At 54.5% G+C, this 25,510-nt stretch carries 24 protein-coding genes and 1 pseudogene; 8 read left to right on the top strand and 17 right to left on the bottom strand.

Annotated features, from left to right (window positions below; translation table 11 throughout):
* Positions 1–62: 62 nt before the first annotated feature.
* The gene (locus HNQ92_RS03875; RefSeq protein WP_184171185.1) at positions 63–977 is read right to left on the bottom strand and encodes a DUF58 domain-containing protein; all 915 of its coding nucleotides are present in this window, start codon (positions 975–977) and stop codon (positions 63–65) included.
* A 107-nt stretch (positions 978–1,084) separates the two neighbouring features.
* Positions 1,085–1,549, bottom strand: a complete 465-nt coding sequence (locus HNQ92_RS03880) for a septal ring lytic transglycosylase RlpA family protein (protein ID WP_184171188.1) — start codon at positions 1,547–1,549, stop codon at positions 1,085–1,087.
* A gap of 267 nt (positions 1,550–1,816) precedes the next feature.
* Between HNQ92_RS03880 and HNQ92_RS03885 the strand changes: the two genes are divergently transcribed.
* Both HNQ92_RS03885 and ychF read left to right on the top strand, forming a co-directional pair.
* Complete coding sequence (locus tag HNQ92_RS03885; protein ID WP_184171191.1) at positions 1,817–2,137, top strand: DUF3276 family protein; 321 nt, start codon at positions 1,817–1,819, stop codon at positions 2,135–2,137.
* Between the two features lie 133 nt (positions 2,138–2,270).
* Complete coding sequence (ychF, locus tag HNQ92_RS03890; RefSeq protein WP_184171194.1) at positions 2,271–3,371, top strand: redox-regulated ATPase YchF; 1,101 nt, start codon at positions 2,271–2,273, stop codon at positions 3,369–3,371.
* Between the two features lie 233 nt (positions 3,372–3,604).
* Here ychF and HNQ92_RS03895 read toward each other — a convergent pair whose 3' ends face one another.
* The 3 genes from HNQ92_RS03895 to HNQ92_RS03905 form a co-directional block, all read right to left on the bottom strand.
* On the bottom strand, positions 3,605–4,003 hold the full coding sequence (locus HNQ92_RS03895) for a hypothetical protein (RefSeq protein ID WP_184171197.1): 399 nt from the start codon (positions 4,001–4,003) through the stop codon (positions 3,605–3,607).
* 177 nt (positions 4,004–4,180) lie between these two features.
* On the bottom strand, positions 4,181–4,579 hold the full coding sequence (locus HNQ92_RS03900; RefSeq protein ID WP_184171200.1) for a hypothetical protein: 399 nt from the start codon (positions 4,577–4,579) through the stop codon (positions 4,181–4,183).
* 301 nt (positions 4,580–4,880) lie between these two features.
* Complete coding sequence (locus HNQ92_RS03905) at positions 4,881–6,167, bottom strand: type IX secretion system plug protein (protein WP_184171203.1); 1,287 nt, start codon at positions 6,165–6,167, stop codon at positions 4,881–4,883.
* Positions 6,168–6,394: 227 nt separating this feature from the next.
* On the opposite strand from HNQ92_RS03905, the gene HNQ92_RS03910 reads away from it, so the two are divergent.
* The 3 genes from HNQ92_RS03910 (at position 6,395) to HNQ92_RS03920 (ending at position 8,172) form a co-directional block, all read left to right on the top strand.
* Positions 6,395–6,916, top strand: coding sequence for a helix-turn-helix transcriptional regulator (locus tag HNQ92_RS03910; RefSeq protein ID WP_184171205.1), 522 nt, complete (start codon positions 6,395–6,397; stop codon positions 6,914–6,916).
* Positions 6,917–7,017: 101 nt separating this feature from the next.
* Positions 7,018–7,557: a DUF4199 domain-containing protein gene (locus HNQ92_RS03915; RefSeq protein ID WP_184171208.1), complete on the top strand. Its 540-nt coding sequence runs from the start codon at positions 7,018–7,020 to the stop codon at positions 7,555–7,557.
* Positions 7,558–7,593: 36 nt separating this feature from the next.
* Positions 7,594–8,172 (top strand): Uma2 family endonuclease, encoded by a 579-nt coding sequence (locus HNQ92_RS03920; protein ID WP_184171211.1) that lies wholly within the window; start codon positions 7,594–7,596, stop codon positions 8,170–8,172.
* 26 nt (positions 8,173–8,198) lie between these two features.
* Here HNQ92_RS03920 and HNQ92_RS03925 read toward each other — a convergent pair.
* Both HNQ92_RS03925 and abc-f read right to left on the bottom strand, forming a co-directional pair.
* Positions 8,199–8,369: pseudogene (locus HNQ92_RS03925) on the bottom strand (type II toxin-antitoxin system MqsA family antitoxin); the annotation flags it as partial.
* Between the two features lie 344 nt (positions 8,370–8,713).
* Positions 8,714–10,657 (bottom strand): ribosomal protection-like ABC-F family protein, encoded by a 1,944-nt coding sequence (abc-f, locus tag HNQ92_RS03930; protein ID WP_184171214.1) that lies wholly within the window; start codon positions 10,655–10,657, stop codon positions 8,714–8,716.
* A gap of 319 nt (positions 10,658–10,976) precedes the next feature.
* Between abc-f and HNQ92_RS03935 the strand changes: the two genes are divergently transcribed.
* From HNQ92_RS03935 to HNQ92_RS03945, 3 genes are all read left to right on the top strand, one after another.
* Entirely contained in the window at positions 10,977–11,513 is a 537-nt protein-coding gene (locus HNQ92_RS03935) for a hypothetical protein (RefSeq protein ID WP_184171217.1), read from the top strand.
* Between the two features lie 218 nt (positions 11,514–11,731).
* Positions 11,732–12,325 (top strand): precorrin-2 dehydrogenase/sirohydrochlorin ferrochelatase family protein, encoded by a 594-nt coding sequence (locus tag HNQ92_RS03940; RefSeq protein WP_184171220.1) that lies wholly within the window; start codon positions 11,732–11,734, stop codon positions 12,323–12,325.
* Entirely contained in the window at positions 12,322–12,903 is a 582-nt protein-coding gene (locus HNQ92_RS03945; RefSeq protein ID WP_184171223.1) for a molybdenum cofactor guanylyltransferase, read from the top strand. The genes HNQ92_RS03940 and HNQ92_RS03945 overlap by 4 nt, the downstream gene beginning before the upstream one ends.
* 414 nt (positions 12,904–13,317) lie before the next feature.
* Here HNQ92_RS03945 and HNQ92_RS03950 read toward each other — a convergent pair whose 3' ends face one another.
* The 10 genes from HNQ92_RS03950 to HNQ92_RS03995 all read right to left on the bottom strand — a co-directional run bounded on the left by HNQ92_RS03950 (position 13,318) and on the right by HNQ92_RS03995 (position 25,487).
* Positions 13,318–14,229: a helix-turn-helix domain-containing protein gene (locus HNQ92_RS03950; protein WP_184171226.1), complete on the bottom strand. Its 912-nt coding sequence runs from the start codon at positions 14,227–14,229 to the stop codon at positions 13,318–13,320.
* 30 nt (positions 14,230–14,259) lie between these two features.
* Positions 14,260–15,063 carry an SDR family NAD(P)-dependent oxidoreductase gene (locus tag HNQ92_RS03955; RefSeq protein WP_184171229.1) on the bottom strand — a complete coding sequence of 268 codons (804 nt, stop codon included), beginning with the start codon at positions 15,061–15,063 and terminating at the stop codon, positions 14,260–14,262.
* Positions 15,064–15,203: 140 nt separating this feature from the next.
* A complete protein-coding gene (locus HNQ92_RS03960; RefSeq protein ID WP_184171232.1) occupies positions 15,204–16,094 on the bottom strand; it encodes an alpha/beta hydrolase family protein in 891 nt (296 codons plus the stop codon).
* Between the two features lie 243 nt (positions 16,095–16,337).
* Positions 16,338–16,832 carry an SRPBCC family protein gene (locus tag HNQ92_RS03965; RefSeq protein WP_184171236.1) on the bottom strand — a complete coding sequence of 165 codons (495 nt, stop codon included), beginning with the start codon at positions 16,830–16,832 and terminating at the stop codon, positions 16,338–16,340.
* Positions 16,829–17,149 carry an ArsR/SmtB family transcription factor gene (locus HNQ92_RS03970; RefSeq protein ID WP_184171818.1) on the bottom strand — a complete coding sequence of 107 codons (321 nt, stop codon included), beginning with the start codon at positions 17,147–17,149 and terminating at the stop codon, positions 16,829–16,831. Before HNQ92_RS03970 ends, HNQ92_RS03965 begins: the two co-directional genes overlap by 4 nt.
* A 318-nt stretch (positions 17,150–17,467) precedes the next feature.
* On the bottom strand, positions 17,468–18,286 hold the full coding sequence (locus HNQ92_RS03975; RefSeq protein ID WP_184171239.1) for an energy transducer TonB family protein: 819 nt from the start codon (positions 18,284–18,286) through the stop codon (positions 17,468–17,470).
* Between the two features lie 337 nt (positions 18,287–18,623).
* Positions 18,624–19,094, bottom strand: coding sequence for a nitrate reductase associated protein (locus HNQ92_RS03980; protein WP_184171241.1), 471 nt, complete (start codon positions 19,092–19,094; stop codon positions 18,624–18,626).
* Positions 19,095–19,117: 23 nt separating this feature from the next.
* A complete protein-coding gene (locus HNQ92_RS03985; protein WP_184171243.1) occupies positions 19,118–20,593 on the bottom strand; it encodes a rubredoxin domain-containing protein in 1,476 nt (491 codons plus the stop codon).
* 6 nt (positions 20,594–20,599) lie between these two features.
* On the bottom strand, positions 20,600–24,148 hold the full coding sequence (locus tag HNQ92_RS03990; RefSeq protein ID WP_184171245.1) for a nitrate reductase: 3,549 nt from the start codon (positions 24,146–24,148) through the stop codon (positions 20,600–20,602).
* 43 nt (positions 24,149–24,191) lie between these two features.
* Positions 24,192–25,487 (bottom strand): NarK family nitrate/nitrite MFS transporter, encoded by a 1,296-nt coding sequence (locus HNQ92_RS03995; RefSeq protein ID WP_184171248.1) that lies wholly within the window; start codon positions 25,485–25,487, stop codon positions 24,192–24,194.
* Positions 25,488–25,510 lie beyond the last annotated feature (23 nt).

The raw sequence follows: 25,510 nt of genomic DNA on the forward strand, positions 1-25,510 counted from the left end.
GGAGAGAGGGGGAACACGATAAAGATTTACGTATCAAAACGGCCCCCAAATTTCCAAAAAAATCATTTCATTTTTGAGCGTTTTACTAAATAGGATAAGAGAATGGGATCATAGCCCTGGTTGATGTCGGCCTCGATGAAATCAATCTTGTACTGGCCGCACTTCAGCTTGAGGTCTTGGTAGAATTTCTTGACGTACTGCTGGTAGGAGTCACGTACCTGGCTGGGCTGTACCTTCACGCGGTCGCCGGTTTCGAGGTCGATGAATTCGTAGGGACGATCTTCAAATTGGAATTCTTCCTCCGTACGGCGGTCCGTGACGTGGAAGAGAAGTACCTCGTGCAGGTTGTGGCGCAGGTGCTGCAGGGCCGAGAAGAGCTGCTCGGTATGCTCCAGGTCATCGAACATATCGCTGAATATCACCACCAGCGAGCGTTTGTGAATTTTCTCGGCCAGCAAATGAACTACCTCCGCCACCGAGGTTTTTTTGAGCGACTTGGACTGGTGCAGCAAATTGTCGAGCTCCAGCAGGATCTTGTGCACGTGCGAGGGGGTCGATTTAACGGCCGTTTGCACTTCGATCTGGTCCGAAAAGGTACAGAGGCTCACCGCGTCTTTTTGCCGCTGCAGCAGGTTGGCCAGGCTCGCCGCCGCCATGATGCTGAACGTCATCTTGCCGTAGCTTTCTTCGGGATAGTACATCGACGACGACGTGTCGAGCAGGATGTGGCAGCGCAGGTTGGTTTCTTCCTCGTAACGCTTTACGTGCAGGCGGTCCGTTTTGGCGTATACCTTCCAGTCGATGTGCCGGGTACTTTCGCCCGTATTGTAAAGGCGGTGCTCGGCAAATTCCACCGAAAAACCGTGAAAAGGCGACTTATGAAGCCCGGTAATGAAGCCTTCGACCAGCTGCTTGGCCAGAAATTCCAGGTTACCAAATTCGCGAATCTTGGCCAGGTCCAGTTGGCGCGTGTTCATAGGAAGTACCAGGGCTAAAGTGAATAGAAAACCGTTTCCAGGCCTTAACAACGGACCGTAGCCGGGGATTAGTATCCCGAAAGCCAGCCGTGGCGACGAAGCTGCCGTTATTTTTTCCCTTCGTCGACGCGGCGGCTCGAAATAATCTCTCCGCTGTCGGGTAGTATCTTTTCGTCCGAATCCAGTAATACCATGCCTTCCATGCCTACCACCCGTACCGACACCTGCGCTACGCCCTGGCTGAGGAGCCCCAGCTCTTTGGCGGCGCCCTTGCTGATGTCGATGAGCCGGTGCTTGCTGTAAGGGCCGCGGTCGTTTACGCGCACGATTACTTTTTGCTGAGTGGTGGTGTTGGTTACTTCCAACATGGTGTTGTGAGGAAGCGTCCGGTGGGCGGCGGTGAATTCGTGGCTGCTGAATTTTTCGCCGAAGAAGGTCTTTCGACCGTTGAATTTAGTAGCGTAATAAGAAGCTTTGCCTGTTTCTGTGGTGCCAAGGTAAGCTTGAGCCTGGGCATAGAGAGGTTTTGAAAAGGTCAGGAGGAGGAATACAAAAAAAGAGGAATAGCTCATACCAGGGAGGTTAGGTGAAACAAAATGCCAAACTGAAATCCGGTTATCGTGCAGATTATCAGATTCTTCGGCACGATAGGTACTGCTCTGAAACGTCAAATATAAAACATTGATCCTATTAAAGCCTACTCTGTATACGTATAGTGCAATCTTTTCGCAACGATATTCAACTATTTTTTACTATAATCACACCTATACGTTGGATATTTTTTTTGTGAACAATAAAATTTCTATTTTAGCGTTCGATTAACCTTAAATCTAGACATAGTGGAAGACAGAGAGAAAATCTACTCCAAACGAGTCAGGGCCGGAAAACGTACGTACTTCTTCGATGTTCGCTCGACGCGCTCCAACGATTACTACCTAACGATCACCGAAAGTCGCCGTCATCCGCAGGGAGAAGGCTTCACGTACGAGAAACACAAGATGTTTCTTTACAAGGAGGACTTCGACAAGTTCGTGGACGCACTTCGGGAGGCCGTCGATCACGTCAAAACCGAGCTGATGCCCGAAGTGGATTTTTCACAATATGAGGTAAAAGCCGACGAGCTGGATGAGGTGGGTGGTACTGAATTGAAGTGGGAGTAGAACCCCGTTACCCTTTTTCTATCGTAAGAAATTTGAGCCTTCGGAGTCAATCTCCGGGGGCTATTTAGTTTTTCGCCCGGTAAATGGTAATTTTGCGGAGAAATTTTCAAATTCTCGCTTACCAACCTGAACAATGAGTCTTCAATGTGGGATTGTCGGATTACCGAACGTAGGGAAGTCCACGCTATTTAACGCCATATCCAGCGGCAAGGCCGAAGCGGCCAATTATCCATTTTGTACCATCGAGCCCAACGTGGGCGTCGTGACGGTACCCGACGAGCGCCTTGAGGTACTTACCGAACTGGTGAAGCCCCAAAAGGTACTTCCTACCATCATCGAGTTTGTGGACATCGCCGGGCTGGTCAAAGGTGCCAGCCAGGGCGCGGGCCTGGGCAATAAATTCCTGGCCAATATCCGGGAGGTAGATGCCATCGTGCACGTGATCCGCTGCTTTCAGGACGAAAACGTGGTGCACGTGGAAGGCAAGGTAGATCCCGTTTTTGATAAAGAAATCATCGATACCGAGTTGCAGCTGAAAGACCTCGAGTCGGTCGATAAAAAGCTCCAGCGCATCGACAAGGCCGCGCGCGTGGGTGACGCCAAAGCCAAGGCTGAGCTGGAGATTCTGAAGCAGTACAAAGCCGCGCTGGAAGCCGGTAAAAGCGCCCGGACGGTACAGGTCTCCGAGGAAGACAAACGCGCGGCCATCGGTGACCTGCAGCTGCTGACGGCCAAGCCGATCTTGTACGTAGCCAACGTAGACGAAGCCTCCATGCTGACGGGCAACGAGTACTCCGAACGCCTGAAAGCGGCCGTCAAGGACGAAAACGCCGAAGTCGTGGTACTTTCGGCCTCCATCGAATCGCAGATTGCCGAGATCGACGACCCCGAAGAGCAGGCGCTTTTCCTGGAAGAGTTTGGCCTCACGGAGTCCGGGCTCACCCGCCTCATCAAGGCCTCGTATAGCCTCCTGGACCTCATCACGTACTTTACGGCCGGGGTAAAAGAAGTACGCGCCTGGACGATCCGCCGGGGCTGGAAAGCCCCGCAGGCCGCGGGCGTGATCCACACCGACTTCGAGCGGGGCTTCATCCGGGCGGAGGTCATCAAACTACCCGACTACCAGCAGTACCGCACCGAAGCCGCCGTGAAAGAGGCCGGTAAGATGTCGGTCGAGGGCAAGGAGTACGTCGTCAAGGACGGCGACATCATGCACTTCCGCTTCAACGTGTAGGGTACTTTATCTTTACAAACACGCTAAAAACAGCTCCGGCAGGTACCTTCACCAAGTACCTGCCGGAGCTGTTTTGCTTTCTTCGTTTCGCTCGTTCGCGTTTGTACGTTCGCTCGTTCGCGTTTGCAACGCGAACGGGTCGGAAGGTAGCGTTTGTAACGCGAATGGACCAAAAGGTACTTTGGAGAAGTTATCTTTACCACCAACCCAGCCAACCAAATGGGTTGGCGGATCTAGTTCAGGTCGAGGGTTGAATACAGGATATTCTCCTTTTTGGTAGCTTGGCCAAGTACCTTTGCCCCATCTTCCCCGGTAATGAAAAAAGGCTTTCCCTGGCAATCGAATAAATAGTAGGCGATGCCACCACTTCCTAAGCCAAAATTGGTATAAAAAAGGGGGGTACCCTGGTACTTTATCAGGGAAACCGTACCGATATATTGCCCCTGATGCGCCTGCGAGGTTCTGTCTGCTTCGGCTTTGGTCAGCAGGTCTTCCAGCCACGGCAGCGCATTTTGCCCACAGGCTTTTCGTGCCCTGGCCAGCGCGTGTGGCGTATCCTGTAGATCAACGCGCTCGTTTTTACAGCCAATGGCCACTAGCACAATCAGTAGAAGTTTCCCCGCGATTTTCATAAAGTAGGTTTGTGTAAATACTTATTTCTGCCGTAGAAGATTCACTTACAGCCCACAAGGTTGGAAACTTTTAAGAAGATTCATTAAAAAACAGCAAAAAAGCTCCGGCAGGTACCTTAGGCAAAGTACCCGCCGGAGCTTGGCTTCTTTATGCTAAAAAGTACCCTGAAGGTACCTTCAATAATCGTCTTCCGAAATGATCTCTTCCTTGTGGAGCATGGCGCGGAACGTACGGGCCATGTGAATGAGGTGATCGACGCGGTAGTGGGCTTTCTTAAGGATATTGACGCTGTAGCCCTGCTGGATCAGCTGCGAAAAAAGCGCCCGCAGCACAAACAGGTCCTCGACGTGGATGGAGAAATCCCGCACGACGTACATCTGAAAACCCCGGTCATTGGCCTGCGGAAAGTAAAGTACCAAGTGAAAATCCTTGCCATTGAAGAAGGAAACGACCTTGTTTTCGTCAAAATCTTTGGGCATTTCCTGGTGGTCTACCAGGCAGTCAATGATTTCGGATTCGTTGCGGGTGAGGTATATATTGGGGGTAATTTGGGTGCTGTCAAATGAGTTATTCATGGCATTACACAATTTTAGTTGTTGATCGTCCTATTTTTTCTTGGTAAATGTACTAGTATAACTCCTAAAACTTAACTATTCTTATATATTATAAGATTAATTAAATTTATAGCTATTTTATACTATAACCCTTCTTGGCCCAATTCGGCAGAAAAATCGCGCAGGTAGTCGTTCTACTAAACCTGCTTGTAAAAAATAGCCATTTTTAATCCAGAGGGAGCTTCAAGTTACAAGGAAGAATGGGCGCAACTATTTTTTTACTAAAATCATGCCTTCTTGAAAAGATGCAACGGCAGGACGCTCATCGGCGGTTCCATTCGACGGTACGGTAGCCAATAAGGAGGTCGGAGCGGCCCGCCGGAGGGCGGTGGTATACCAGGATGTCGTAGTCGTTTTCGGTGGCGGCGAAGTTGCCCTCCACGTAGGCTTCGTCGGCCAAGCCCGACGCTGTATTCACTACGGCATAGTTGTAATTAACTACCCCTTGTTTGAGAAGAAGCACCGCGTGGTAGGCTTGCAAGTCGGGGTTGTATTCCATGCGGTTGAGGTCGTTGAGCTGCCAGAGGTTGAAGCCACCGTTGACGTAGAGCGTGGCGTCGGGTACCTCGGCAATCCGGAGCGTGAATACTACGGGCGTGTAGTCGGCCTCCACGCTGCCCCGGCCCGACTCCCGGTGGTCGACGAGGTACTGGCCGTTGAGGTCGTCCATCTGCAGGTAGCTGCCGTCGGAGCGGAGCTTGTCGGGCGTAAGTACCAGCCGCGTGTACTCCGAAAGCCGCTCCAGCTCATACACGCCAAAGCCCCGCGCGGCCAGCGTACGGCTGTCGAAGTACCTAAACTCGTTGCCGCCCCGGAAGGTGTTTTCGAGGTTGAAAAACTGGTACTCAAGTACCTGGTCAAAGGGCCGCACGTTGGTAGGCTTAAAATTGCTCTTGGCGCGGTCCCAGCGGAAGTTTTGGCGCATTACTACCTTGAGGTCGTTTTGTGGCGATACCAGCGGGTACCCTTTGTAGTCGATGCTGAAATCAATTTGCTGGTCGGAGAACTGCTGCTGAATACCCTGCGAGAAACGCGCCTGCGCAGCAATACGTACCTTAGTTTGGTACACCATAAACCGCCGCGACAGTACCGGCCGCCGGTCGCGCTCGGAGTACACCGCCAGCACGTAGTTGCCGGAGAGCTTCACGCGGGGTACTTCCAGCCGGTAGTGGTAGTAGGGTACTTTGGTACTAAACGACTGCTGAAAGTCGGTGATGGGGTAGTCGTTGAACTCGAAGGTATACTCGATGTCGTTCAGGGCGGACTTGGTCCAGTCGGCGTTGCAGTGAATGAGCTTGGCCCGGAAGCCGCGGTAATCGGCGGTGAGGTCGTCAAATTCCAGCACCAGCGGACGGGTACCTTCCAGCGCCACCAGCGGCGGCCCAATGAGCCGCGTGGGGTTTTCGGGCCGGTCGGAGGCCGGGTAAAGCAGTACCGTCTTGATGGCTTCGTTGTAAATATAATCTTCCAACTTCACGTCGGAGGTCTGGGCGTGGGCAAGGGTACTTAGGAACAGCAGGAATAGCAAGAAACGGAACCGGTGCGTCATGGGTTTGGGGTCGATGGGCTAAAGTACACTATTCTCTTTAACGAACAAAATGGCATCCTAGTGAATGCCAGGTACTCCGGCTTAGTCCGAAAAAAGGTACTTTTGCCCGGGAGGTACCTCACCGAAGCAGTAAATAAAATCCGTTAGTGTCTTTCTTCCTAGGTAAAAAGCGGACGACGAACGTTGGTCAAAGTACCTGGTAGATTTGATTTACTTGGAAAGATTGCATGAAAGCAAAGCGTAATCGATACGCCCTGCTGCTGGGTTACGGCCTAGCGCTGGGTGGCTTGCTAAGCCTGATGGCCTGGCTCAAGTACCGCTTTCTGGTAGCTGACCACGCCACGGAGCTTTATGTACTGCTCGTGGCCCTTCTTTTCACGACGGTTGGCATTTGGGTAGGGCTCCGCTTTACCGCTCCGGTAGTCTCCACTGCGGTAGTAGACACTGAGGCAGTCTCCACTGCGGCACCCGAAGCCAACTTTCAGCAGAAAGTACCCCTGGAAGTACCTCTGGCGGCTCCGGCTTGCCGTCCGCAGCTGGAGCTTCTGGACCAGTACGGCATCAGCCCGCGCGAATGGGAAGTACTGGCGCAGCTTTCGCGGGGCCTATCTAACGAAGAAATCGCCGAGCAGCTTTTTGTTTCGACCAATACCGTCAAGACGCACCTGAGCAACCTGTACGTGAAGCTGGACGTGAAGCGCCGCACGCAGGCCGTGGAGCGCGCCCGTAGCGCGGGGCTCATTGGATAGTGATCATCCTTTTGGGTGAAAAACGACAAAATCACCCGAACGGATGAGCCGCCCTAAGGTACCTTCTCCCACTTTTGATCCCAACAAAAACGACAAAACGTATGAGAAAGACAATTCTGGTATTTGGTCTAATCGCGGGAGCGATCGTGTCCATCATGCTGCTGGTCATGATGGTACTTAGTAAAAACAACGCCCGGCATTTCGACAACGGCGAGCTGGTAGGCTACACGTCCATGCTGTTGGCCTTTTCCCTGATCTTCATTGCCGTCAAAAGCTACCGCGACCGCTACGGTGCGGGTGCTATTTCGTTCAAGGATGCTTTTCTGCTGGGGCTGGGCATCACGGCGGTGGCGTCGGCGCTGTACGTGTTTACGTGGGTCGTTTTCTATACCAATTTTTACCCCACTTTTCCCGAAGACTACGCGCAATATGCCCTCGAAAAAATGAAGCAAAAAGGTAGTACGGCCGCCGAACTAAGCCAGGCCCAGGCCGACATTCGTAACGCCTTCTCGTATTACGACACCTGGTACGGGCTGATTGGGATCACCTTTCTGGAAATTTTTCCGGTGGGGCTGCTTCTGTCGCTTATTTGCGCCCTCATTTTGCGGCGCAAACCCGCCGCCAGGGTAGTTTCATCCTAAGTGCAAAGTTTTTACCTTTGGTAAAACGAGCAAGCTATGACCGTCCAACCGCAAAAATACTACACCGCAGCCGAGTACCTGGAGCTGGAACGCGAAGCTGACTACAAAAGCGAGTACTTCCAGGGCGAGATCTTCGCCATGGCCGGTGTGGGGCACAACCACAACCGCATTGTCGAGAATTTATCCATTGAGGTAGGTACTTTCTTCAAAGGTAAATCCTGCCGTACCTACTCAAGCGACCAGCGGATTCACATTCCGGCCAGCGGGCTGTACACCTACCCGGACCTGATTGTGGTGTGCGGGCCCAACCGGTACCTGGACGAAAAGAAAGATACGCTGCTCAACCCCGTAGTGCTGGTGGAGGTACTTTCCGAAAGTACCGAAGCCTACGACCGCGGCCAGAAGTTTCACTTTTACCGCAGCATCCCCACGTTGCAAGAGTACGTGCTCATCAACGCGCGGGCGGTGGCGGCGGAGGTATTTCGCAAGAACGAGGAAGGGCTCTGGACGCTGGCCTCAGAAGCCTACGACCTGGGCGGGCGCATCGAGCTGGCCAGCGTAGGGCTCACGTTGGCCATGCAGGATGTGTATGCGCAAACGGAAGATTTGGGGTAGGGGCCTGCTGGTTCGCGTTTGTAATCCTAAGCAGCTTGCATTTTAAGTACTTCTAATTCAGCGCCTTTTTGGATGGCTTCTTCTCCTTTTTGTAGAACCTGACGTGCCATATCAGTATCAAGGTAGTAATGGCCGCAATTTTGACAAACGTGCGCAGGTACTTCCTTGATGATAATCAATGAAGTACCTCTCTCTAAGGTGACCGTTACTTTTCACGCTTCGGTAGGTCCTTTTTTGCAAAGTTGACATTGCATAATTTTAGCGTTTAAAAAGGCCTAACACAATGCAGGTACCTTCCGGGGTAGGTACTTTGAGAGGTACCTACACTATCTAACTCCAGCTAACTCCTATTTTCAACCGGGTGTCCCGGCTAACCCCGATTTTCAATCGGGTGTTGTTTTAGTCGCGTTTAAAACGCTAGTAGAGTCCGCCGCCGATTGCAAATCGGGGCCGATCAAAATCGCTGGTGAGAACACCAGCAATGGCGTAAATACTAAAAGGAAAGGGAGTTGTAATGACTCCCTTTCTTGCTTATTACCATCTACCCCGCCAGCTCCTCCACTTCCAGCATGGCTACTTCCCAGGCCTCGGTGGTGTCGGCGAGTTCTTTTTTGGTATGCGTATAGTCCTGGTTGAGTTTTTCCAGCACGTCTTTTTCGGCGTAGGAATGCGGGTCGGCCAGCTGCGCTTCCAACTGGGCTTTTTGCGTTTCCAGCTGCGTAATCTTTCCCTCGAGCTCTTCCACCAGCTTCTGCGCCTGCCGGAGCGCCTTGGCGTTTTCGGGCTTGGGGCTTTCTTTTTTGGGTGGGGTACTTACGGGCGGCGGGGTACTTTTAACTTGCGGGGGCGCACTGCTCACAATGGCTTTTTCACTCACCGCCGACTGCAACCCGCGCTCTTCCAGCCAGATGTTGTACTCTTGGTAGGTACCGGGGTACTCCTTGATCTGGTGGTCTTCGAGGTACCATATTTTATTGGCAATAGACTCCACAAAGTACCTGTCGTGCGAGACCACGATGTAGCTGCCCTCGTACTGCTGCAGCGCCTGGATCAGGATATTCACCGACTGCATGTCGAGGTGGTTGGTAGGCTCATCGAGCAGCAGGAAGTTGGCCTGCGACAAAAGTACCTTGGCCAGCGCCACCCGCGACTTCTCCCCGCCCGAAAGTACCTTGATTTTCTTGAACACGTCGTCGCCCGAAAACAGGAAGCAACCCAATACCGTCCGGAGTTCGGTTTCGGTTTTGGTAGGGTTGGCATATTTCAGTTCCTCGATGAGGTTATGCGCGATGTTCAGCGACTCCAGCTGGTGCTGGGCGTAAAACGTAAACGAAACGTTGTGGCCCAGCCGCCGCACGCCCTCGATGGGCTCGGTACCGGCCACAATGCGCAGCATGGTGGATTTCCCCCGTCCGTTGGCACCGATGAGCGCAATCTTATCGCCGCGCTCCATGCTGATGTTCGCGTGGTTCAGGATCACCTTGTCGCCGTAAGCCTTGGAGGCGTCTTCGAGCTGAAACACGTGGCGGCCGGGCTGGGTCGTAAACTGAAAGCGGAAATGTACCTTAGCGTTTTCGTCCAGTACCTCATCCACCACGTCCATGCGTTCGAGGGCTTTTACGCGGCTCTGCACCTGGCGCGCCTTGGTGGCTTTGGCCTTGAAGCGCTCAATGAAACGCTCCGTTTGCCGGATCTTGGCCTGCTGGTTTTCGTAAGCGCCGCGCTGAATATCATTGCGTTGGGCTTTTTCTTCGATATAAAAAGAGTAATTGCCCGAGTACAAATTCAGCTTTGCGCCCGACACCTCCACGGTGGTATCCACCACGTTGTCCAGAAATTCGCGGTCGTGCGAGACCACAATCACCGCCCCTTCGTAGTTTTGTACGTACTTTTCCACCCACTGGATCGAGGGTAGGTCCAGGTGGTTGGTAGGCTCATCGAGCATGAGCAGCGACGGCTTCTGCAGCAGCAGCTTGGCCAGCATCACCCGCATGCGCCACCCGCCCGAAAACTGCCGCAGCGGCTGGCTCAGATCGTGGGTCGAGAAGCCCAAACCTTCCAGGATGGCCTCCGCCTTGGCCTGGATGGTGTAGCCGTCCAGCGCCTCAAATTCATCCTGCGCCCGCGCCAGCTTATCCACGAGCTCGTCGCGGTAGTTATGCTCCATTTCGTGCAGGATTTTGTCAATCTGCACCTGCAGCTGGTTCTGCCGCTCAAAAGCCTGCATCGCCACCGACAGGATGGAGTCTTCGCTTTGGTACGAAAGCAAGTCCTGGTTCAGAAAGCCAATGGTGCAGTCGCCCGATTTGGAGATATTCCCGCCGTCGGGTTGTATCTCGCCGTTGAGCATGCGCAGCAGCGTCGATTTCCCCGTTCCGTTCAGGCCAATGAGCCCAATCTTCATCTTGGGTTTGATATGCAGCGAGGCGCCTTCATAGAGCGCGCGGTCGCCGAGGTAATAGCTGAGGTTCGTTATCGCAATCATGCCGCAAAGGTACGGCGAAAGTATGAAAATCAGTGGGTCGGCGGCAGGAATAGTGCAAGGTACCTGTGGGAGTATTTCTTGGGCAAAGTACCTGCCGCGCTGGTACGGGGGTACCTGTCAGCTAATCGGGCGAATGGAGCAATTGATCGCGAAAAAGTACCAGCTCACTTCGGATGGGCTTGAAACTACCCCCGCCGTCGGCCCATTTTTGCCGGTAGTTACCCGGTTTTCTTTTTTTAACACCTTTTTTATAGCCATGAAAAAAGTACTTTTTTTAATCCAATGGTCCCTTGTATGGAGCATAAGTAGTTTTTTATTGATGAACTGCCAAGAGCCCGGCGGCCCCGGCGCTCCCAACGACTACGGCAACCACCCGCGCTCCAAAGTACCGGCCGAGCTCGTGGGCAAATACTGGCACTACGGTTCTTTTTCGATGAATCAGTACTCCAAGTACGACGGCAGCTACGCGGGCCACGCGCAGGAAATTTCCACCGGCTACCGCTTCGTGAACGAAAATGGTGACGCCGAGCAGTACTTCTACTGGTCCAAGAACAGTACCTACTGCCGCGACCAGGTACTTGGCTACCGCAAGGGAACCGTGGTGTTCGATACGGAGAAAAAGACCTTTACCTTCTACGCCGCCAAGGGCAACTACCGCCGCTACGATGCCTGCGGCTCCAGTCAGTCGCCGGGCTACGGCCAAACCAAAGAGTACAGCGCTGATGATCTGTATCCCAAGTACAAAGCCGAATACACCAACTGGGCCATCGTGAAAGAAAACGGCAAGACGATCTGGCGCATTCCCTTTGACGACGGCTCCAAACTCGATTTCACCCAAATGCCCGATCCTCAATAGCCCCACACCAAGTACCTGCCGGAGGGGTACTTTTAGCCCAAAGTACCCTGAAAGTACCTGTCCTGTATCCACCCCTGATGTATTGCCTGGGGCGCTTGTGGAAGCCTTTTTTCCGCGAGCGCCTTTCTTTTTTGTTTTATAGGAAAAAGAAATTCGTAAGTGAAAAATCGTTTCGTCGCGCCGGGAGTTGTATCATTGTAAAAAAAGCGCGAACGGTTTTGAACAAGCTATTTCCCATCTTTCTGAAGCTCGAAAACGACGACCTCCACACGCTCATCGTGGGTGGGGGCTACGTGGGCCTGGAGAAAATCACGGCGGTACTCGACAACGCGCCGCAGGCGCGGATCACGCTCGTGGCCCCCGAGATCCGGGACGAGATCCGGGCGCTGGCCGCCGAGAAACCCGCGGTGAGCCTCATTGAGCGGACGTTTGCGGACCACGACCTGGACGAAAAAGACCTGGTGATCGTGGCGACGAACGACAAGGAAGAAAACCGGCGCATCAAGCGCGTGGCCCGCGCCCGTCACCTGCTCACCAACGTAGCCGACACGCCCGAGGAGTGCGACTTCTACCTGTCGTCGATCGTGAAAAAGGGGAACCTGAAGGTAGCCATCTCCACCAACGGCATGTCGCCCACGCTGGCCAAGCGCCTGCGCGAGGTACTTACCGAAGCCCTGCCCGACGACCTCGAAACCGCCATGGAGCAGCTCAAAGCCGTGCGCGACACGCTCCGCGGCGACTTTGCCCATAAGGTAGAGGAGCTCAACCGCATCACGGAGGTACTGGTAAAAGCCCGCAAGCCCCACGAATGAGCCAGCTCCGCGGACTCGTACTGAGCGGCGGCGAGAGCCGCCGCATGGGCCGCGACAAGGGTCTCATTCCCACCACCGAAGGTACCTGGGCCCAGCGGGCGGGTACTTTGCTGGGTACCTTGGGCCTGTCCGTGGCGGTGGTGGTGCGGGAGGCGCAGCGTGCCGCCTACGCCGAGGTACTTGACCCGGCCTTTGAATTGCTCCTCGACGCCGACCTACCCCTGGGCGGACCGCTGAAGGGTATCCTCAGCGCCCACCAAAAGTACCCCACCCACGACTGGCTCGTACTCCCCTGCGACCTCCCCGACATGACCGCCGCCGTGCTGCGTCAACTGGTCCTTTTTTATGAGCAAAACCCCACCGCCACCGCCTGGGCCTACCGTGAGCCGGAGGGCTGGCAGCCGCTGCCGGGTATCTACTCGGCCCGGCGGCTGAGGTACCTGACGAGGGTACTTGGGCGCGGGCAGCTCCGGCGCGCCAGCCTCCAGCAGGTACTTGAGCGCGGCCATTCGGCGGCGCTGGTACTTCCCAGTGCGCTCAAAGGTACCTTTCGGAATTACAACTACCCGGGTTTTTGATAGGAGATTTATGGTTAGGTGAATCGGTTTATAAAGTACCTTTTGTAGGATTTACTCTAGGATTCAGAAGCGTTTGCAAACGAATGGACGGATCAATTAACGCGCCAGCGTGGCCGCGCTGCGGTCGAATGTTTATAGAGAAGTAGACGTAGGTAGGGAACCCGCGTGCCGTTAGGTACGCAACCCACAGCTTGTTGCGTACCTAGCGGCACGCGGCAGATTTGAATGGCCGTTTCAGCTATAAACATGTCGTGCCTACGGCACGGATTCGGCTCATGAGTAGGGATGATTTGTGATCAAGAGTAGCGTTGGGTACTTCCCAGCGCTCTCAAAGGTACTTTCCGGAATTGCAATTATCCGGAGCTTTGATGGAGCGATGGCTGATGACTAGCGGCGTTACGGCCGTGTTTTCAGTCAATGAAAGGACTGCCGGTACGCGACCGGGGTTTGGTTGGTTTTGTTTTTAAACAGTTTGCTGAACGATTGCGGGTACTCAAAACCGAGCTGATAGGCAATTTCACTGACGGAAAGCTCCGTGGTGGTCAGGATGTCTTTGGCGTGTTCGATCAGCTTTTCGTGGATCAGTTGCTGGGTCGTTTGGCCGGTCAGTTGCTTCAGGCAATCACTGAGGTACTTGGGCGATAAATGCAATTGATCGGCCAGGTAGGTAGCGGTGGGCAACGCTTTTTCACCCGTATCGCTGAACCAACTATTGAGTAGCTTTTCAACGTTATGCAGCAGCTCATTGGTGGCGACCTTTCGGGTTATGAACTGCCGGTTGTAGTAGCGGTTGCAGTACGTAAGCAGCAGGTCGATATGCGCAATAATGACTTCCTGACTGAAGCCGTCGATCGGTAACAGGTATTCCTTTTCAATCTGTTGAAATACCTCTTCTATTGATTTTTGCTCATCTTCCGATAAAATCAAGGCTTCGTTCACTTTATAATCGAAAAAACCCAAGGTCTTTATTTTTTGGCTTAGCGGAAAAGATCTCAAAAAATCCGGGTGAATGGATAGGAGCCAGCCGGAAGGAGCCATGGTAAAATCTTTTTCGATGATGCTCACTTGCTTGGGCGCAAAGCAGGAGATAACGCCTTCGTCGAAGTCAAACGGGGTTTGCCCGTACTGCATTTTGCACGGGCATTCCTTTTTCAGGGTAATCTGGTAGAAGTCCGAGATCAACCTTAGGCGTTGATGGGCTTCGATTTTGGGTATATCCTCAAAGCGCACAATACTGAAAAGCGTATGCTTGGGCTTAGTCATCCCTGCGGCTTCGTGGAGCGCCGAAATGGACTTAAAATGGAAGGTTAAGGGCTCGCTGCTCATTTCACCTGGTTTTCTTGTCAAAGGTACCCATTACATTCCGGTTTTTTGGCGGTACGACCGGGCAAAACCGCTCGTCAGTACGCGGTTAGGTATCAGTGCTACGATACGGGCCCCCCAGGTATTCAGGGTTCCGGATACCACCACGTGTTTCCCCTTCTCTAGTCCCCCTAAGGCTTCGTCGGCCACCTGCTCCGGGGTTTGTGTGGAGCGGCCGTACTCGACATTGAGCCCCTTTCCTTTTGCGTTGGCGTCTATGCCGGCGGCTTTATTGAAATTGGTTCTGGTCAAGCCCGGACAAAGCAACATGACGTGAATGCCGTAGGGCTTACACTCCTGGGTGATGGCCTCGGTAAACGAACGCACAAAAACCTTGCTGGCGGCGTAGGTGGCCATGTAGGGGATGGGCATAAACGAGGCCATAGACGCTACGTTGATGATCGTCCCGCCTCTTCGCTGTTGCATCTGCGGCAAAAACAGATGCGTAAGCGCCACCAGCGAGGAAATGTTTAGTTGTATCAACTCCAACTCTGCCTTGAGCGTAAGGTCTGAAAACGGGCCCCCGGAACCAATCCCAGCGTTGTTGATGAGCATATCTATGTCCAAGCCACGTTGCTGGGTGATTGCAAAAACCTGCTCCGCTGTTTCGGGCTTGGCCAAATCGGCGGCTATGAACTGAGCCTGGATGCCAAATTTTTCGGCCAGCTGTTGGCATTGTTGGCTCAGCTTCTCCGCATTACGCGCTACCAGTAAAAGGTTATGTTTTCTTTCGGCCAGTTTATAGGCAAGGGCTTCCCCAATTCCACCGGATGCCCCCGTGATCAATGCAACTTTCATCTTTCTACTTGTTTAAGTGTATGGTGCAAAGGTAGGTTCGTCCATATACCTATAAGTAGCCGTATGTCGGGTGGTTGTATCCAAATGTCGGATCGGGTGTCGCCGCCGTGCGGAGCCGCTCAGGGAAAGGTACCTGGCGGCTAGGGCATATTCTTTTTCTCGGCCGTCCAGCCCGCTGATTGGGAAAGCCCCGGCGGGTTGCCCGTAAATAGTTTACCGGCTTCCCGGTCTCCTTTCAGCTGCCACTTGTACCAGGCGGTGGCCACCCGGGCAAACTCCCCGCCGTGGGGTTGTGCGTAGGTACCTCCGTGGCCCACGTCGAGGTTTCCTACCAAAACCGGCACATGGTTGATCTGCTTGAAGTCGTCCATGCCGTTTTGGTAGGCAATATCCGAAGGGCCACCCAGGAGATACAGGGTAGGTGTATGTATTTGGTTGATCTGCTCTTTGGTGATTTTGGGCAGGCCGGGCATCCCCTCCCTCGGGTTGGTGAAAATACCGCTGTTGAACACCCCAAGGGTACTAATCCTGGGATCACCCGCCACCTCAAGCGCTTGCAGCCCCCCGCACGACATCCCGCTCACGGCTATTTTTGTGATGTCTAGCTTTCCGTAGTAGGGGCTGCTTTTGTCCTTATTCTGGGCAATGGCCCAATCTACCGCCGCTAACAGCAGGGAGGACGACGACGAACCCCTTACTTTCTCGCCCGACTCGCTGGGCATGGTACCAATGGCAAGGACCAAAAAGCCATGAGACGCCACTTCATTCAGGAAGTTGACATGCTCCCAGGGGGAGTTAAAGCAGGCCCCATTGCCCCAGGCGATCACGGGTAGCTTGTCCTTCTTGCCAAAAGTACCCATGTCCTTAGGCCGAAAAATGGTATGGGTAGGCAGCGAGGCCTCCATCATCATGATGGCGCTGTACTTTCCCGTACCTCCGTCCTCGACCACACGCGAGCTGACTGGCTGGGAAAAGGATTCCGTAGCGGCAAGTAGAACTACCAGAAATAGGGGAATACTATAAGGTCTCATAGATTGAAGGGTTGGTTTAGGAAAGGGATGGTTGATAATAACGCGACGGACATTTTTGCAGCAAAAGAAGACTATGTTTCGTCAGCCTAAATTTATTGATTAACTGGAATAGTGGGCATTTGTTCAGCATTTATTCTTTTGCTACTATTGCAGAAATGCCTTGTTAGCACTCAGTCCGTACCACTTTTTTGCATTACCATCAAGCCAGAGACTTGGAATTATTTTTTTTGCGTTTTTGTAGTTCTATTTTTTTAAAGCTGGGAATAGCTTGTCGAGTTCATTTAAGGTCATTGTAAAGCCTTCTTTGAAACCCATTTCAATCATTTGTTCCATGCGTTCAAGTGATTCATTGTAAATAGAAATGCGCACATTGGTTATTCCGTTTTCTTCGCTGAAATTTAAATCCCAATCAGAGCCGGGTAGGTTAGGATTTGCATTTTCGTCTGCAAAGGCATTCAAATATTTGAAATTAGCTTTTGGGCTAATGGCTGTATATTGCTGGATGGCCCAATGTGCTTGTCCTTCCGGACTTACCATCGCATAAAATCTGTGTCCGCCAACTCTGAAGTCCATGACTTTTGTTTTGGATACCCAGGGTTTGGGTGCCCACCATTGGTCAAGAATTTCTTGCTTTGTGAATGCGTCCCAAACCAAATCAAGTTCGGTGGCAAACTGCCTGGTGATAAAAACCGTTTTTGTCGATTTATCGACTGTAAAGTCAAATAATAGGTTTTTCATTTTTCCTGTTTTTTAATTGTTGATAATACTTGGTCTAATTGGTTGAATTTGGCTTCCCAAATCTTTTTGAACTGTTCTAGCCATTTTTCTATTTCTTTCATCTTATCAATTTCAAGCGAGTAATAAATTTCTCTACCATGTTGTTCTGGTTTCACCAGCTCGCACTCGGTCAGGATACGTAGATGTTTAGATATAGCCTGTCGTGTGGTGTTGAAGTTCTCGGCAATGGCGTTTGGAGTCATAGCCTGTAAGGCGATTAAGGCAATAATAGCCCTTCTTGTTGGGTCGGCAATGGCTTGAAAAATGTCTCGTCTCATCTCTCTGTTTATTTTTTGAGAAACCAATCGGTTGCAAATATATGCGCAACTATTCGGTTTCTCAAATTTATCTTCATTTTTTTTAGCTTGTTGGAAGTCGGTGGTAATGGTACCTAGGGCATCCAAAAATGGATGTTCATTCCTGACTATGCGGAATTTTCTACAGAAATGCCCCGCTCGCCCTGATTTGTAATCGGGCGTCGCCACGCCGGGCGTCGCCACGCCGGGAGGAGCGCCTCCGGGGCGGGATTACTTAGCGTTTAAAACGCAAGTGGAGCTAACCCCGATTGCAAATCAGGGTTAGCTAGAGTTTTAACTTTAATTCTTTTTATACTTTTGCCTGTTTTCTTCACTAAATACAATGGGAAGATTCCAGGTACGTCTTTGATGCTGCCCAAGTTTGTATACTACATCCCACTCAGGGATTGTCCTTACCGCACTTATTGCTTCGCTGTCAAATAGAACATCATGGCCCTTTATGACTTTCACACTATCCACCACGCCCTGTTCATTGGCCGAAAACTGGATAAAGACGTTTATGGTACGGTCTTGTTTCGGTAGTTGGTTCCAAGCTATTTGGGTGTAAATATGCTCTAATAATTTCTTGTTGTCTTTACTGTATTCAGATTGCCTTGACTTAGAATTGTCATAATTTTTTGTTTCAATAAGCGCTCCTTTTTCAAAAACCAACACCGTTTGTCCTTCGTAGACGGAGTAATAGTCGGAAGGGGAATAGAATAAAAATTTCCCTTTGGGAGTAATTAGATTTTCGGTCACCCAGCTAGCCTTTACTTTTCCATTTTCGCATTTCTCTCCGAAAAGTGTTTTTAGGTCAGCTTTGATACGGTTTTCGTGAAAGCAGCAACTAAAAATATTGGTCAAATAAAGTTGGTTATTGAGGATGGTCCATTCCGCTTGGTACCTTCTCCAACAAGCAGTTGAAAAACAACCCTCTTTGCCTCCAAACAGCCTTTTCTGTAAACTATCCATCGTTGGAAATGCCTCAAGTGGGGTAGAACTGATGGATGATGTATCCCCATTGAAAATAAGTATATCAGGAACTTGCCCCGTTCCAAAGTTCTTGAAAGGGGATATTGTCAAGAGCAAAATCATCAACAGGTAAGGTCTAGCTGCCAATGGGCTTGTCGTTTTTTAGTTGCTATTAACCGTTTGGGGACTTGGTGGGAGACCGGATTTTTAGCACTAAACGATCCGTAGAAGACTCGGCCACGCTGTCGTTGGCAAAAGCCCAAGAGATTAGCTTTTTACTGATTAGATCGAAGAGTAATGCGCGCCACCCGCGCTCGCCCTGATTTGTAATCGGGGCGGAATCACTTTGCGTTTAAAACGCAATTTGAGACAACCCCGATTACAAATCAGGGTTAGCTAGAGCGCCTCCGGGGCGGGATCACTTAGCGTTTAAAACGCAAGTGGAGCTAACCCCGATTGCAAATCAGGGTTAGCTAGATCAGGGTTAGCGCACTCCAAACTCTGCCAGGGCGCGGGGGAAGTTCTCGCCTTCGTGGCCGGAGCGGCTGAGCTTCACGAGAGCGAAGCGCTGGAGCAGGCTGAGGCGGGCCCAGTCGGCTGCGCGGAGCGGCGGACAGGCCCATTCGTGGGCTTTTTGCTGTACTTCGGCGGGTACTTCGTGGCGGTTTTCCCAGCTGGCGTGAAGTACCTGTAGGTCCTTGGGTACTTTGTGGCTACGTTCCCACACGGTCTCCAGCAAGTAGCGGCGGTACCGCGCTATGTCGGCCTCGCTCTCGCAGGGTAGGGCGGCGAGGGTTTCTTTATCCGTGTCGCTAAGGCGGGCCCACTCGGCCAGTTGCAGCTTGACGCGCACGGTGTCGAGCTTGTAGCGGACGATCATCGGAATGCAGCGGAGCGTGTCCACGAAGTCGCTCTCAAAATCAAAATAGACGGGCTTCACGAGTACTTGTTCCATGGTCTGTCGGCGAAGATACGAATTTAGGGTTGAAGAACAGCCCCGGCACCGGTCGTTACGGGTCGGAAATCGGCCTTGGGGGCGTCGCAGGTGGGGCAGGTGTAGTGCTCGGGCAGGGCGGCAAAGGCTAGGCCGGGGGGTACTTGGCGGAGGGCGTCGCCGTAGGTGGCGTCATAGACCGTGAGGCAGTGCGGGCATTGGTGCGTCAGGTAGGTACCTGGGGAGGCCACCAAAGTACCTACCGGAGGTACTTCTGCCTCCTGGGCCACCCGGTGGGTATCCGTCCGGCTGGCGTTGAATTTCCGGCAGAGGCGATCCAACTGGCCGGGTAGGTGGATTTTCCAGAGCCCCCGCTCGAAGAGCAGGTACTTGCGGCGGTTGGGGTTAAAGTGCTCGGTATGATAGAGGTCGTAGACGCTGAGAAGGGGGTACTTTCCCAGCCGCAGCAGCGGCCGCTTCCGGATCAGCACCGAGCCGAAGACCTCCGACCGCGGGCGGGTCTGGACGCCGAAGCACAGGCCGAAGGTGCGGGTATCGTGCTTTTGGAAGTAGCCCAGTACGTCGTTTTTCAGGGAGGTACCTTCGTCGCTATGATCCTCGGTTTGCCAGGCCAGCTCGTTGGCGGCGTGGCGCACGTTGATGTTGTGCCGCCCTAGTACCTGGCTCCAGGCTTCGCGGTGTTTCTCTTCAATACCTTTAATAATCAACGATTTCCAGGGCGTGACGCACAGCTCGCCCACGCGGGTAGTAAGGCAGAGCGTACAGAGGTCGCGGAGCAGGGCCACGGAGAACAGCTCGTTGCGGCGGTAAAGCCCCAGCCAGGTGCGGGAGCCGTAGCGGTTGAAGCCCTCGTAGTAGGGCAGCGAAAAGTCGGGTAGTTCTACCTCTTGCGTGGCGGGCTGGGTAATAAAGGTACTTGTCTGGTTCACGGCCGCGTAGAGCGTGTCTTCGTCGGGGTACTTTTGGGTGAGCAGGGCCGCTTCGACGGCCCGCGCCAGCCGCACCAGGTCGTTGGTATAAATCAGATCGCGCCACCGAAACACGGTGTTGGTTTGCTTGGGCCGCACGTACAGGTACCAGAAGTGCGGCTCGGGCGAGGCAATAAAATTGAGATTTCCCGTAAAAAAAGGCGTAAAACTCTGCTGCGAATCCGAGAGGTTGACCTTGAGCCGGGGGGCGTAGTCGAAGCGGTCGAGCACGGTATGGTACTCGCTTTCGGTGAGCCACTGGCCGGTACGAAATACCTCCTCGGCGCAGTAAGAGCTAATGAGGTTGGGGTGCTGGTCGGCATTGAGCTCGTAGGGTACCTGCTGGGCAGCGAGGCTTCGTTCCAGAAAACGCAGGTCTTCGGCAGGTACCTTCATGAGTAGCTGCTGGCGACTGCCAAAGCGTACCTGCCGCACCCCAGCACCCTGGGCGGCGGTCAGGATGTCGCGCAGGGTACCTGCCGACACGATGCCGCCGGGCAGGTTTATTTTTAGCGTAGGGTCGTTGCGCATAGGTCGTTACGATTCGTGCGTTACCAGGTGGTTCTCGTTCAATTTCTCCAAAATACTACGTACCTCCGGACGGCAGGAGCCGCAGCCCGTACCCGCGCCGGTAAGCTGGCTGAGCTTCTGAAAATCACGGCAGCCGCCCCGGATGGCTTTTTCGAGGTTGCCCTGGCCCACGTTGTTGCAGGAACACACCAGCTTCCCGGCCACGGGGTCGGCTTTTTGGCCGGAGCGCAGGAGCTGGAGGCGTTTGTCGGAGAGCTCGGTGCCGTGGGCAATGAGGTCGCGGAATTCCTGAAATTCGTTTTTATCACCCACCAGGATCGCGCCTACGAGTTTATCGCGGTGTACGATGCACTTTTTGTAGTAGCGCCGGGCCTTGTCGATAAACACGATCTCCTCGTAGGTAGGGTCGTCGGGTGGGGCTTCGGGCAGGCCGATGCTGCACAGGTGCAGGCCTTCCATTTTCAGGATACTGACCGAGACACTCCCCCGGTAGGGCGCGAGCTCGTCGCCGCCCAGGTACCTGGCTATGACTTCGGCCTGTTGCTCGGCGGCCAGCGTAATGCCCCACATCTGGCCGCGCCACTGGGCTATTTCGCCCGCGGCAAAAATGGACGGGTCGGACGTCTGGAGGTAGTCGTTGACCACCACGCCGCGGTGGCATTCCAGCCCGGCGGCGCGGGCCAGCTCGGTGTTGGGTACCGTGCCGATGGCCATCACCACCACCTGGCACGCGATCCAGGTACCTGACTTGAGCCGCACGCCTTCTACGCGCTCGGTGCCGGTAAAGAGCTGTACTTCGTCGTTGAAATACACCTCGATGCCCCGGTCCAGCAGTTCCTGGTAGAGGAGCTCGCCCGCGAGGGGGTCCAGCTGGCGCTCCATGAAGCGGCTGATGCGCTGCACCACCGTCACGCGTACGTTGATCTGGCGCAGCGAGGCCGCCAGCTCCAGGCCCAGCAACCCCCCGCCCACGATCACCGCGTGCGGCTGGGGTTGTTGCAAAAAGGGCAGCAGCGAGTCGGCGTCGAGCCGGGAGCGGAGGTTGAAAATCCCCGGCAGACGAGGTACCCCCGGGGGCACAAACGCCCGGCTACCCGTACCGAGCAGAAGCTTGTCGTAGGAATGTTCCTGGCCGTGGCTGTCGGTAACAACCTTATTCTTGCGGTCGATGTGGTCGATGCCCACGCCCTTGTGTACAAAAATGTTTATCTCCGCAAACTGCTCCTCGCGAAGCTTGACGAGTTGTTCCCAGCTTTGCGCCCCGCTGATGTAGTCGGGTAGAAGTACCCGGTTGTAAAAGGGGTAGATTTCCTGGGAAAAAACGTGGATTTCGTCGTCCTGATTCAGCGCCCGGTGCGCCTGAATGAAGCCCAGTCCCGCCGAGCCCGCCCCCACGACGATGATCTTCTCCCGTACTTTGCGGTAAGGAAGTACCTGCACGGCCGAGTACTTGTAGTCGGGCTCCTTGGAGCGCGGGTCCAGCAGGCTGTGGGTGAGGTTGTTGGCGCGCCCAAGGGTACTTTCCAGCAGTTTGCCCCAGTGCATGGGCAGGAAGCACAGGCCGGGCCGCACGTCTTCGCTGAGTTGGGCCTTCACGCGTACCTCGCCCCGGCGGCCCGTTACCTGCACCAGTTGCCCGTCCCGGATACCGCGCGCGGCGGCATCCTGCGGGTGTAGTTGCAGGAACGGCTCGGGCGTATGCTGATTGAGCTTGGCCACGCGGCCCGTTTTGGTCATGGTGTGCCACTGATCGCGGAGGCGGCCCGTTGTCAGGATGAGCGGAAAGTCCTCGTCCGTCGGCTCCGACGCGTTGCCGTCGGGTACGGCGTGGAGCTGAGCGCGGCCGTTGGGCGTGTAAAAACGGTGGTCCGTAAACAGCCGCGGGGTACCTTGTCCGTGGCTACCCGCCGGGTAGGGCCACTGCACGCTCCGTTTTTCCCGCAGCAGCGCGTAGCTGACGCCCGTCACGTCTACGTTGGTTCCGAGGGTACTTTGGGCGTACTCCTGGTATACTTCGGAGGTACTTTGGTAGTTAAATGCTTTCTCAAAACCCATTTTCTGCGCAAAGCGCCAGATGATCTCGGCGTCGGGCAGGGCCTCGCCGGGGGCGGCAAGTACCTGGGGAAGGTAGGTGATGCGCCGCTCGGCGTTGGTCATGGTACCTTCCTTTTCGAGCCATCCGGCGGCCGGAAGTACCACGTCGGCGTAGGCTACCGTATCGGCGCGGCTGGAAATATCCTGCACTACCACAAAACGGGCTTTTTTCAGAGCTTCCTCCACGGCGGGGGTATTGGGCAGGCTTACCAGCGGATTGGTATTGATGATCCAGATGGCCTTGAGCGGCTGGGCGTCGTCGGCCAGGGCTTCAAAGAGCTCCGTGGCCGTGAGGCCGGGTTTATCGGCAATGTGGACTGGGCTGTTCCAGAAGGCCTCCATCTCGGCGCGGTGGGTGGGGTTGGTCACGTCGCGGTGGGCGGGCAGGCCGTTGGCCAGGCCGCCTACCTCCCGGCCCCCCATGGCGTTGGGCTGGCCCGTCAGCGAGAACGGCCCGTTGCCGGGCTTGCCGATGCGCCCCGTGATGAGGTGCAGGTCGATGAGCGAAAGATTTTTATTAACCCCCACCACCGACTGGTTCATGCCCATGGTCCACAAAGAGAGGAAGCCCTTCGACCGGCCGATCCAGGTCGCGGCCTGCCGGATGGCCTCCGGATCGAGGCCACACAGGTCGGCGGCCTCCTCCACCGTGCGCTGCATCACCTGCGCCCGGTAGGCTTCGAAGCCGTCGGTACGCCGGGCGATGAAGTCGGCGTCGAGGTACCCTTCCTCGATCAGTATCCGGCCCAGGGCGTTGTTGAGCACGATGTCCGTGCCGGGCCGGAGGGGTAGGTGCAGGTCCGAGGAGAGGGCGGTATCGGTGCGGCGCGGGTCCACGCAAATGATTTTTACGGCCGGGTTGGCGGCTTTGTGGGCTTCGATGCGCCGCCAGATGATCGGGTGGCACCAGGCCGGATTGGCCCCCTGCACGTAAAACACGTCGGCGGCTTCGAGGTCGTCGTAGCAAACGGGTACCGAATCCTCGCCTAGCGTGAGCTTGTAGCCCACCACCGCCGAGCTCATGCAAAGCCGCGAATTAGTATCAATGTTGTTGGAGCCGATGAAGCCTTTAATGAGCTTATTGACCAGATAATACTCCTCCGTCAGGCATTGGCCCGACACGTAAAACGCAACTGCATCGGGCCCGTACTTTTGGATGAGCGTCCGGAATACCGCCGCCGTACGGTCCAGGGCCTCGTCCCAGCTTACGTGCTGCCGGGGCATGGACCGGCTGGCGCGCATCTGCGGGTACAGCAGCCGGTCCGACTGGTCCATGACGGTGTAGTGCAGGTTCATGCCCTTGGAGCAAAGCTGTCCCCGGTTGGAAGGGTGCTGCGGGTCGCCCGCTACGGTCAGTCGTCCGTCCAGCTCCTGCTTCACCACCACACCGCAGCCCACGCCGCAGTAGCAGCAGGTAGTTGGGTGGGTGGTGGGTCCGTTTGGTCGTGCCCCTGTGCTCATGGTTGCTTTTATTAGAATTGAAAAAAACGTACTCCCAGGTACCTTAGGCTACGGCTACTTCGGGTTCTTCCACCCGTACTTTCTCAAAGCTCATCACCGCCACAAGGGCCGCAATGGCCGCTACGGCCAGTCCGATGTACAGGAACGCCTGCGAATAGCTGATGGTGCTGGACTTGAAGAGAAAGCCCGCCAGTACGGCCCCCACGTTGCCACCCGCCCCCACGATGCCGCTCACCGAGCCTATCGCTTTTCGGTTAATAAACGGTACGATGGCGTAGGTAACGCCGTTGGCCATTTTCAAGAACATGGCGAAGCCCAGCATGGCTACCACCGCCGCGGCCAGGTGGCCCGTTTGGGCAAAGAGCGCAATGCCGGTCCCTTCCAACGCCAGCAACAGCGCCAGCAGGTACCCCTTGCCCTTCATGCCGTAGCGGTTGCCTACCTTGTCGGCCAGGATACCGCCCAGGGCGCGGGCAAAAAGATTCATGAAGCCAAAAGTACCCGCCAACAGTCCGGCCGTGGTGAGGGTGGTGCCGAAGTTTTCGGAAAAGTACAACGCCGCGATGTTGTCAAAGGTAATCTCGATGCCAAAACAGGCCCCGTAGGCCAGGAAAAGTACCCAGGTGCGAGGATCTTTGGCCGCCAGGGCCAAGGTACCTTTGGCCTTGGGCGAAGTACCCCGTTGCTGCGCCAGCTCGTCGAAATTGCCCGCCGGGGTATCTTTGGTGTAGCGGTAGTAAAGGACCGCCAGCACCAGCAGGATGACGCCCGGCACGATCATGGCCAGCCGCCAGGCCGAAGCCGGTACGAAACCAAACCCCACGAAAGCGGCGAAGATCAGCGGCATCACCATGTTGGTAATACCGCCCCCGAGGTTGCCCCAGCCACCGGCCACGGCGTTGGCCGTACCGACGATCTTCTGGTCAAACATCACGGAGGTGTGGTACTGCGTAATGACAAACGATGCCCCGATGACCCCGATCGCCAGGCGGAACAGCAGGAAGGCTTCGTATGTATGGACCAGCCCCACCGTCATGACCGGAATGGCCGACAGCGCCAGCAGGGCCGAGTAGGTTTTGCGCGGCCCCCAGCTGTCGCACAGCCGCCCGATCAGGATGCGGGCTACTACCGTGGCGGCTACGGAGGCGATGATGGTGTTGCCGATCTGCTCCTTGGTGAGGCCCAGGTCGTCCTTGATGACTTTCATGAGGGGCGCGATGCCAAACCAGCCAAAGAAGCAGAAGAAGAATGCCAGCCAGGTGAGGTGGAAGGTCCGCATAGGTACCCCGCGGAAGCTGAATATGTTGAGTTTTTCGAGTGGTTTTTGAGACGTCTGCATGGTTGTGAAGGCGTTTGGTGGTG

It is taken from the genome of Rhabdobacter roseus (genome assembly GCF_014202275.1).
In the GTDB taxonomy this organism is placed as follows: domain Bacteria; phylum Bacteroidota; class Bacteroidia; order Cytophagales; family Spirosomataceae; genus Rhabdobacter; species Rhabdobacter roseus.

Excerpts from the sequence above, each read along its gene's own strand:
- HNQ92_RS03900 (WP_184171200.1), bottom strand. The coding sequence starts at position 4,579 with ATGAATAACTCATTTGACAGCACCCAAATTACCCCCAATATATACCTC.
- HNQ92_RS03985 (WP_184171243.1), bottom strand. The coding sequence starts at position 20,593 with ATGCGCAACGACCCTACGCTAAAAATAAACCTGCCCGGCGGCATCGTG.
- HNQ92_RS03905 (WP_184171203.1), bottom strand. The coding sequence starts at position 6,167 with ATGACGCACCGGTTCCGTTTCTTGCTATTCCTGCTGTTCCTAAGTACC.
- HNQ92_RS03995 (WP_184171248.1), bottom strand. The coding sequence starts at position 25,487 with ATGCAGACGTCTCAAAAACCACTCGAAAAACTCAACATATTCAGCTTC.
- HNQ92_RS03955 (WP_184171229.1), bottom strand. The coding sequence starts at position 15,063 with ATGAAAGTTGCATTGATCACGGGGGCATCCGGTGGAATTGGGGAAGCC.
- HNQ92_RS03970 (WP_184171818.1), bottom strand. The coding sequence starts at position 17,149 with ATGAGACGAGACATTTTTCAAGCCATTGCCGACCCAACAAGAAGGGCT.
- HNQ92_RS03935 (WP_184171217.1), top strand. The coding sequence starts at position 10,977 with ATGAACTGCCAAGAGCCCGGCGGCCCCGGCGCTCCCAACGACTACGGC.
- HNQ92_RS03920 (WP_184171211.1), top strand. The coding sequence starts at position 7,594 with ATGACCGTCCAACCGCAAAAATACTACACCGCAGCCGAGTACCTGGAG.
- HNQ92_RS03945 (WP_184171223.1), top strand. The coding sequence starts at position 12,322 with ATGAGCCAGCTCCGCGGACTCGTACTGAGCGGCGGCGAGAGCCGCCGC.
- HNQ92_RS03895 (WP_184171197.1), bottom strand. The coding sequence starts at position 4,003 with ATGAAAATCGCGGGGAAACTTCTACTGATTGTGCTAGTGGCCATTGGC.
- HNQ92_RS03950 (WP_184171226.1), bottom strand. The coding sequence starts at position 14,229 with ATGAGCAGCGAGCCCTTAACCTTCCATTTTAAGTCCATTTCGGCGCTC.
- HNQ92_RS03875 (WP_184171185.1), bottom strand. The coding sequence starts at position 977 with ATGAACACGCGCCAACTGGACCTGGCCAAGATTCGCGAATTTGGTAAC.
- HNQ92_RS03880 (WP_184171188.1), bottom strand. The coding sequence starts at position 1,549 with ATGAGCTATTCCTCTTTTTTTGTATTCCTCCTCCTGACCTTTTCAAAA.
- HNQ92_RS03915 (WP_184171208.1), top strand. The coding sequence starts at position 7,018 with ATGAGAAAGACAATTCTGGTATTTGGTCTAATCGCGGGAGCGATCGTG.
- HNQ92_RS03910 (WP_184171205.1), top strand. The coding sequence starts at position 6,395 with ATGAAAGCAAAGCGTAATCGATACGCCCTGCTGCTGGGTTACGGCCTA.
- abc-f (WP_184171214.1), bottom strand. The coding sequence starts at position 10,657 with ATGATTGCGATAACGAACCTCAGCTATTACCTCGGCGACCGCGCGCTC.
- HNQ92_RS03980 (WP_184171241.1), bottom strand. The coding sequence starts at position 19,094 with ATGGAACAAGTACTCGTGAAGCCCGTCTATTTTGATTTTGAGAGCGAC.
- HNQ92_RS03965 (WP_184171236.1), bottom strand. The coding sequence starts at position 16,832 with ATGAAAAACCTATTATTTGACTTTACAGTCGATAAATCGACAAAAACG.
- HNQ92_RS03960 (WP_184171232.1), bottom strand. The coding sequence starts at position 16,094 with ATGAGACCTTATAGTATTCCCCTATTTCTGGTAGTTCTACTTGCCGCT.
- ychF (WP_184171194.1), top strand. The coding sequence starts at position 2,271 with ATGAGTCTTCAATGTGGGATTGTCGGATTACCGAACGTAGGGAAGTCC.
- HNQ92_RS03990 (WP_184171245.1), bottom strand. The coding sequence starts at position 24,148 with ATGAGCACAGGGGCACGACCAAACGGACCCACCACCCACCCAACTACC.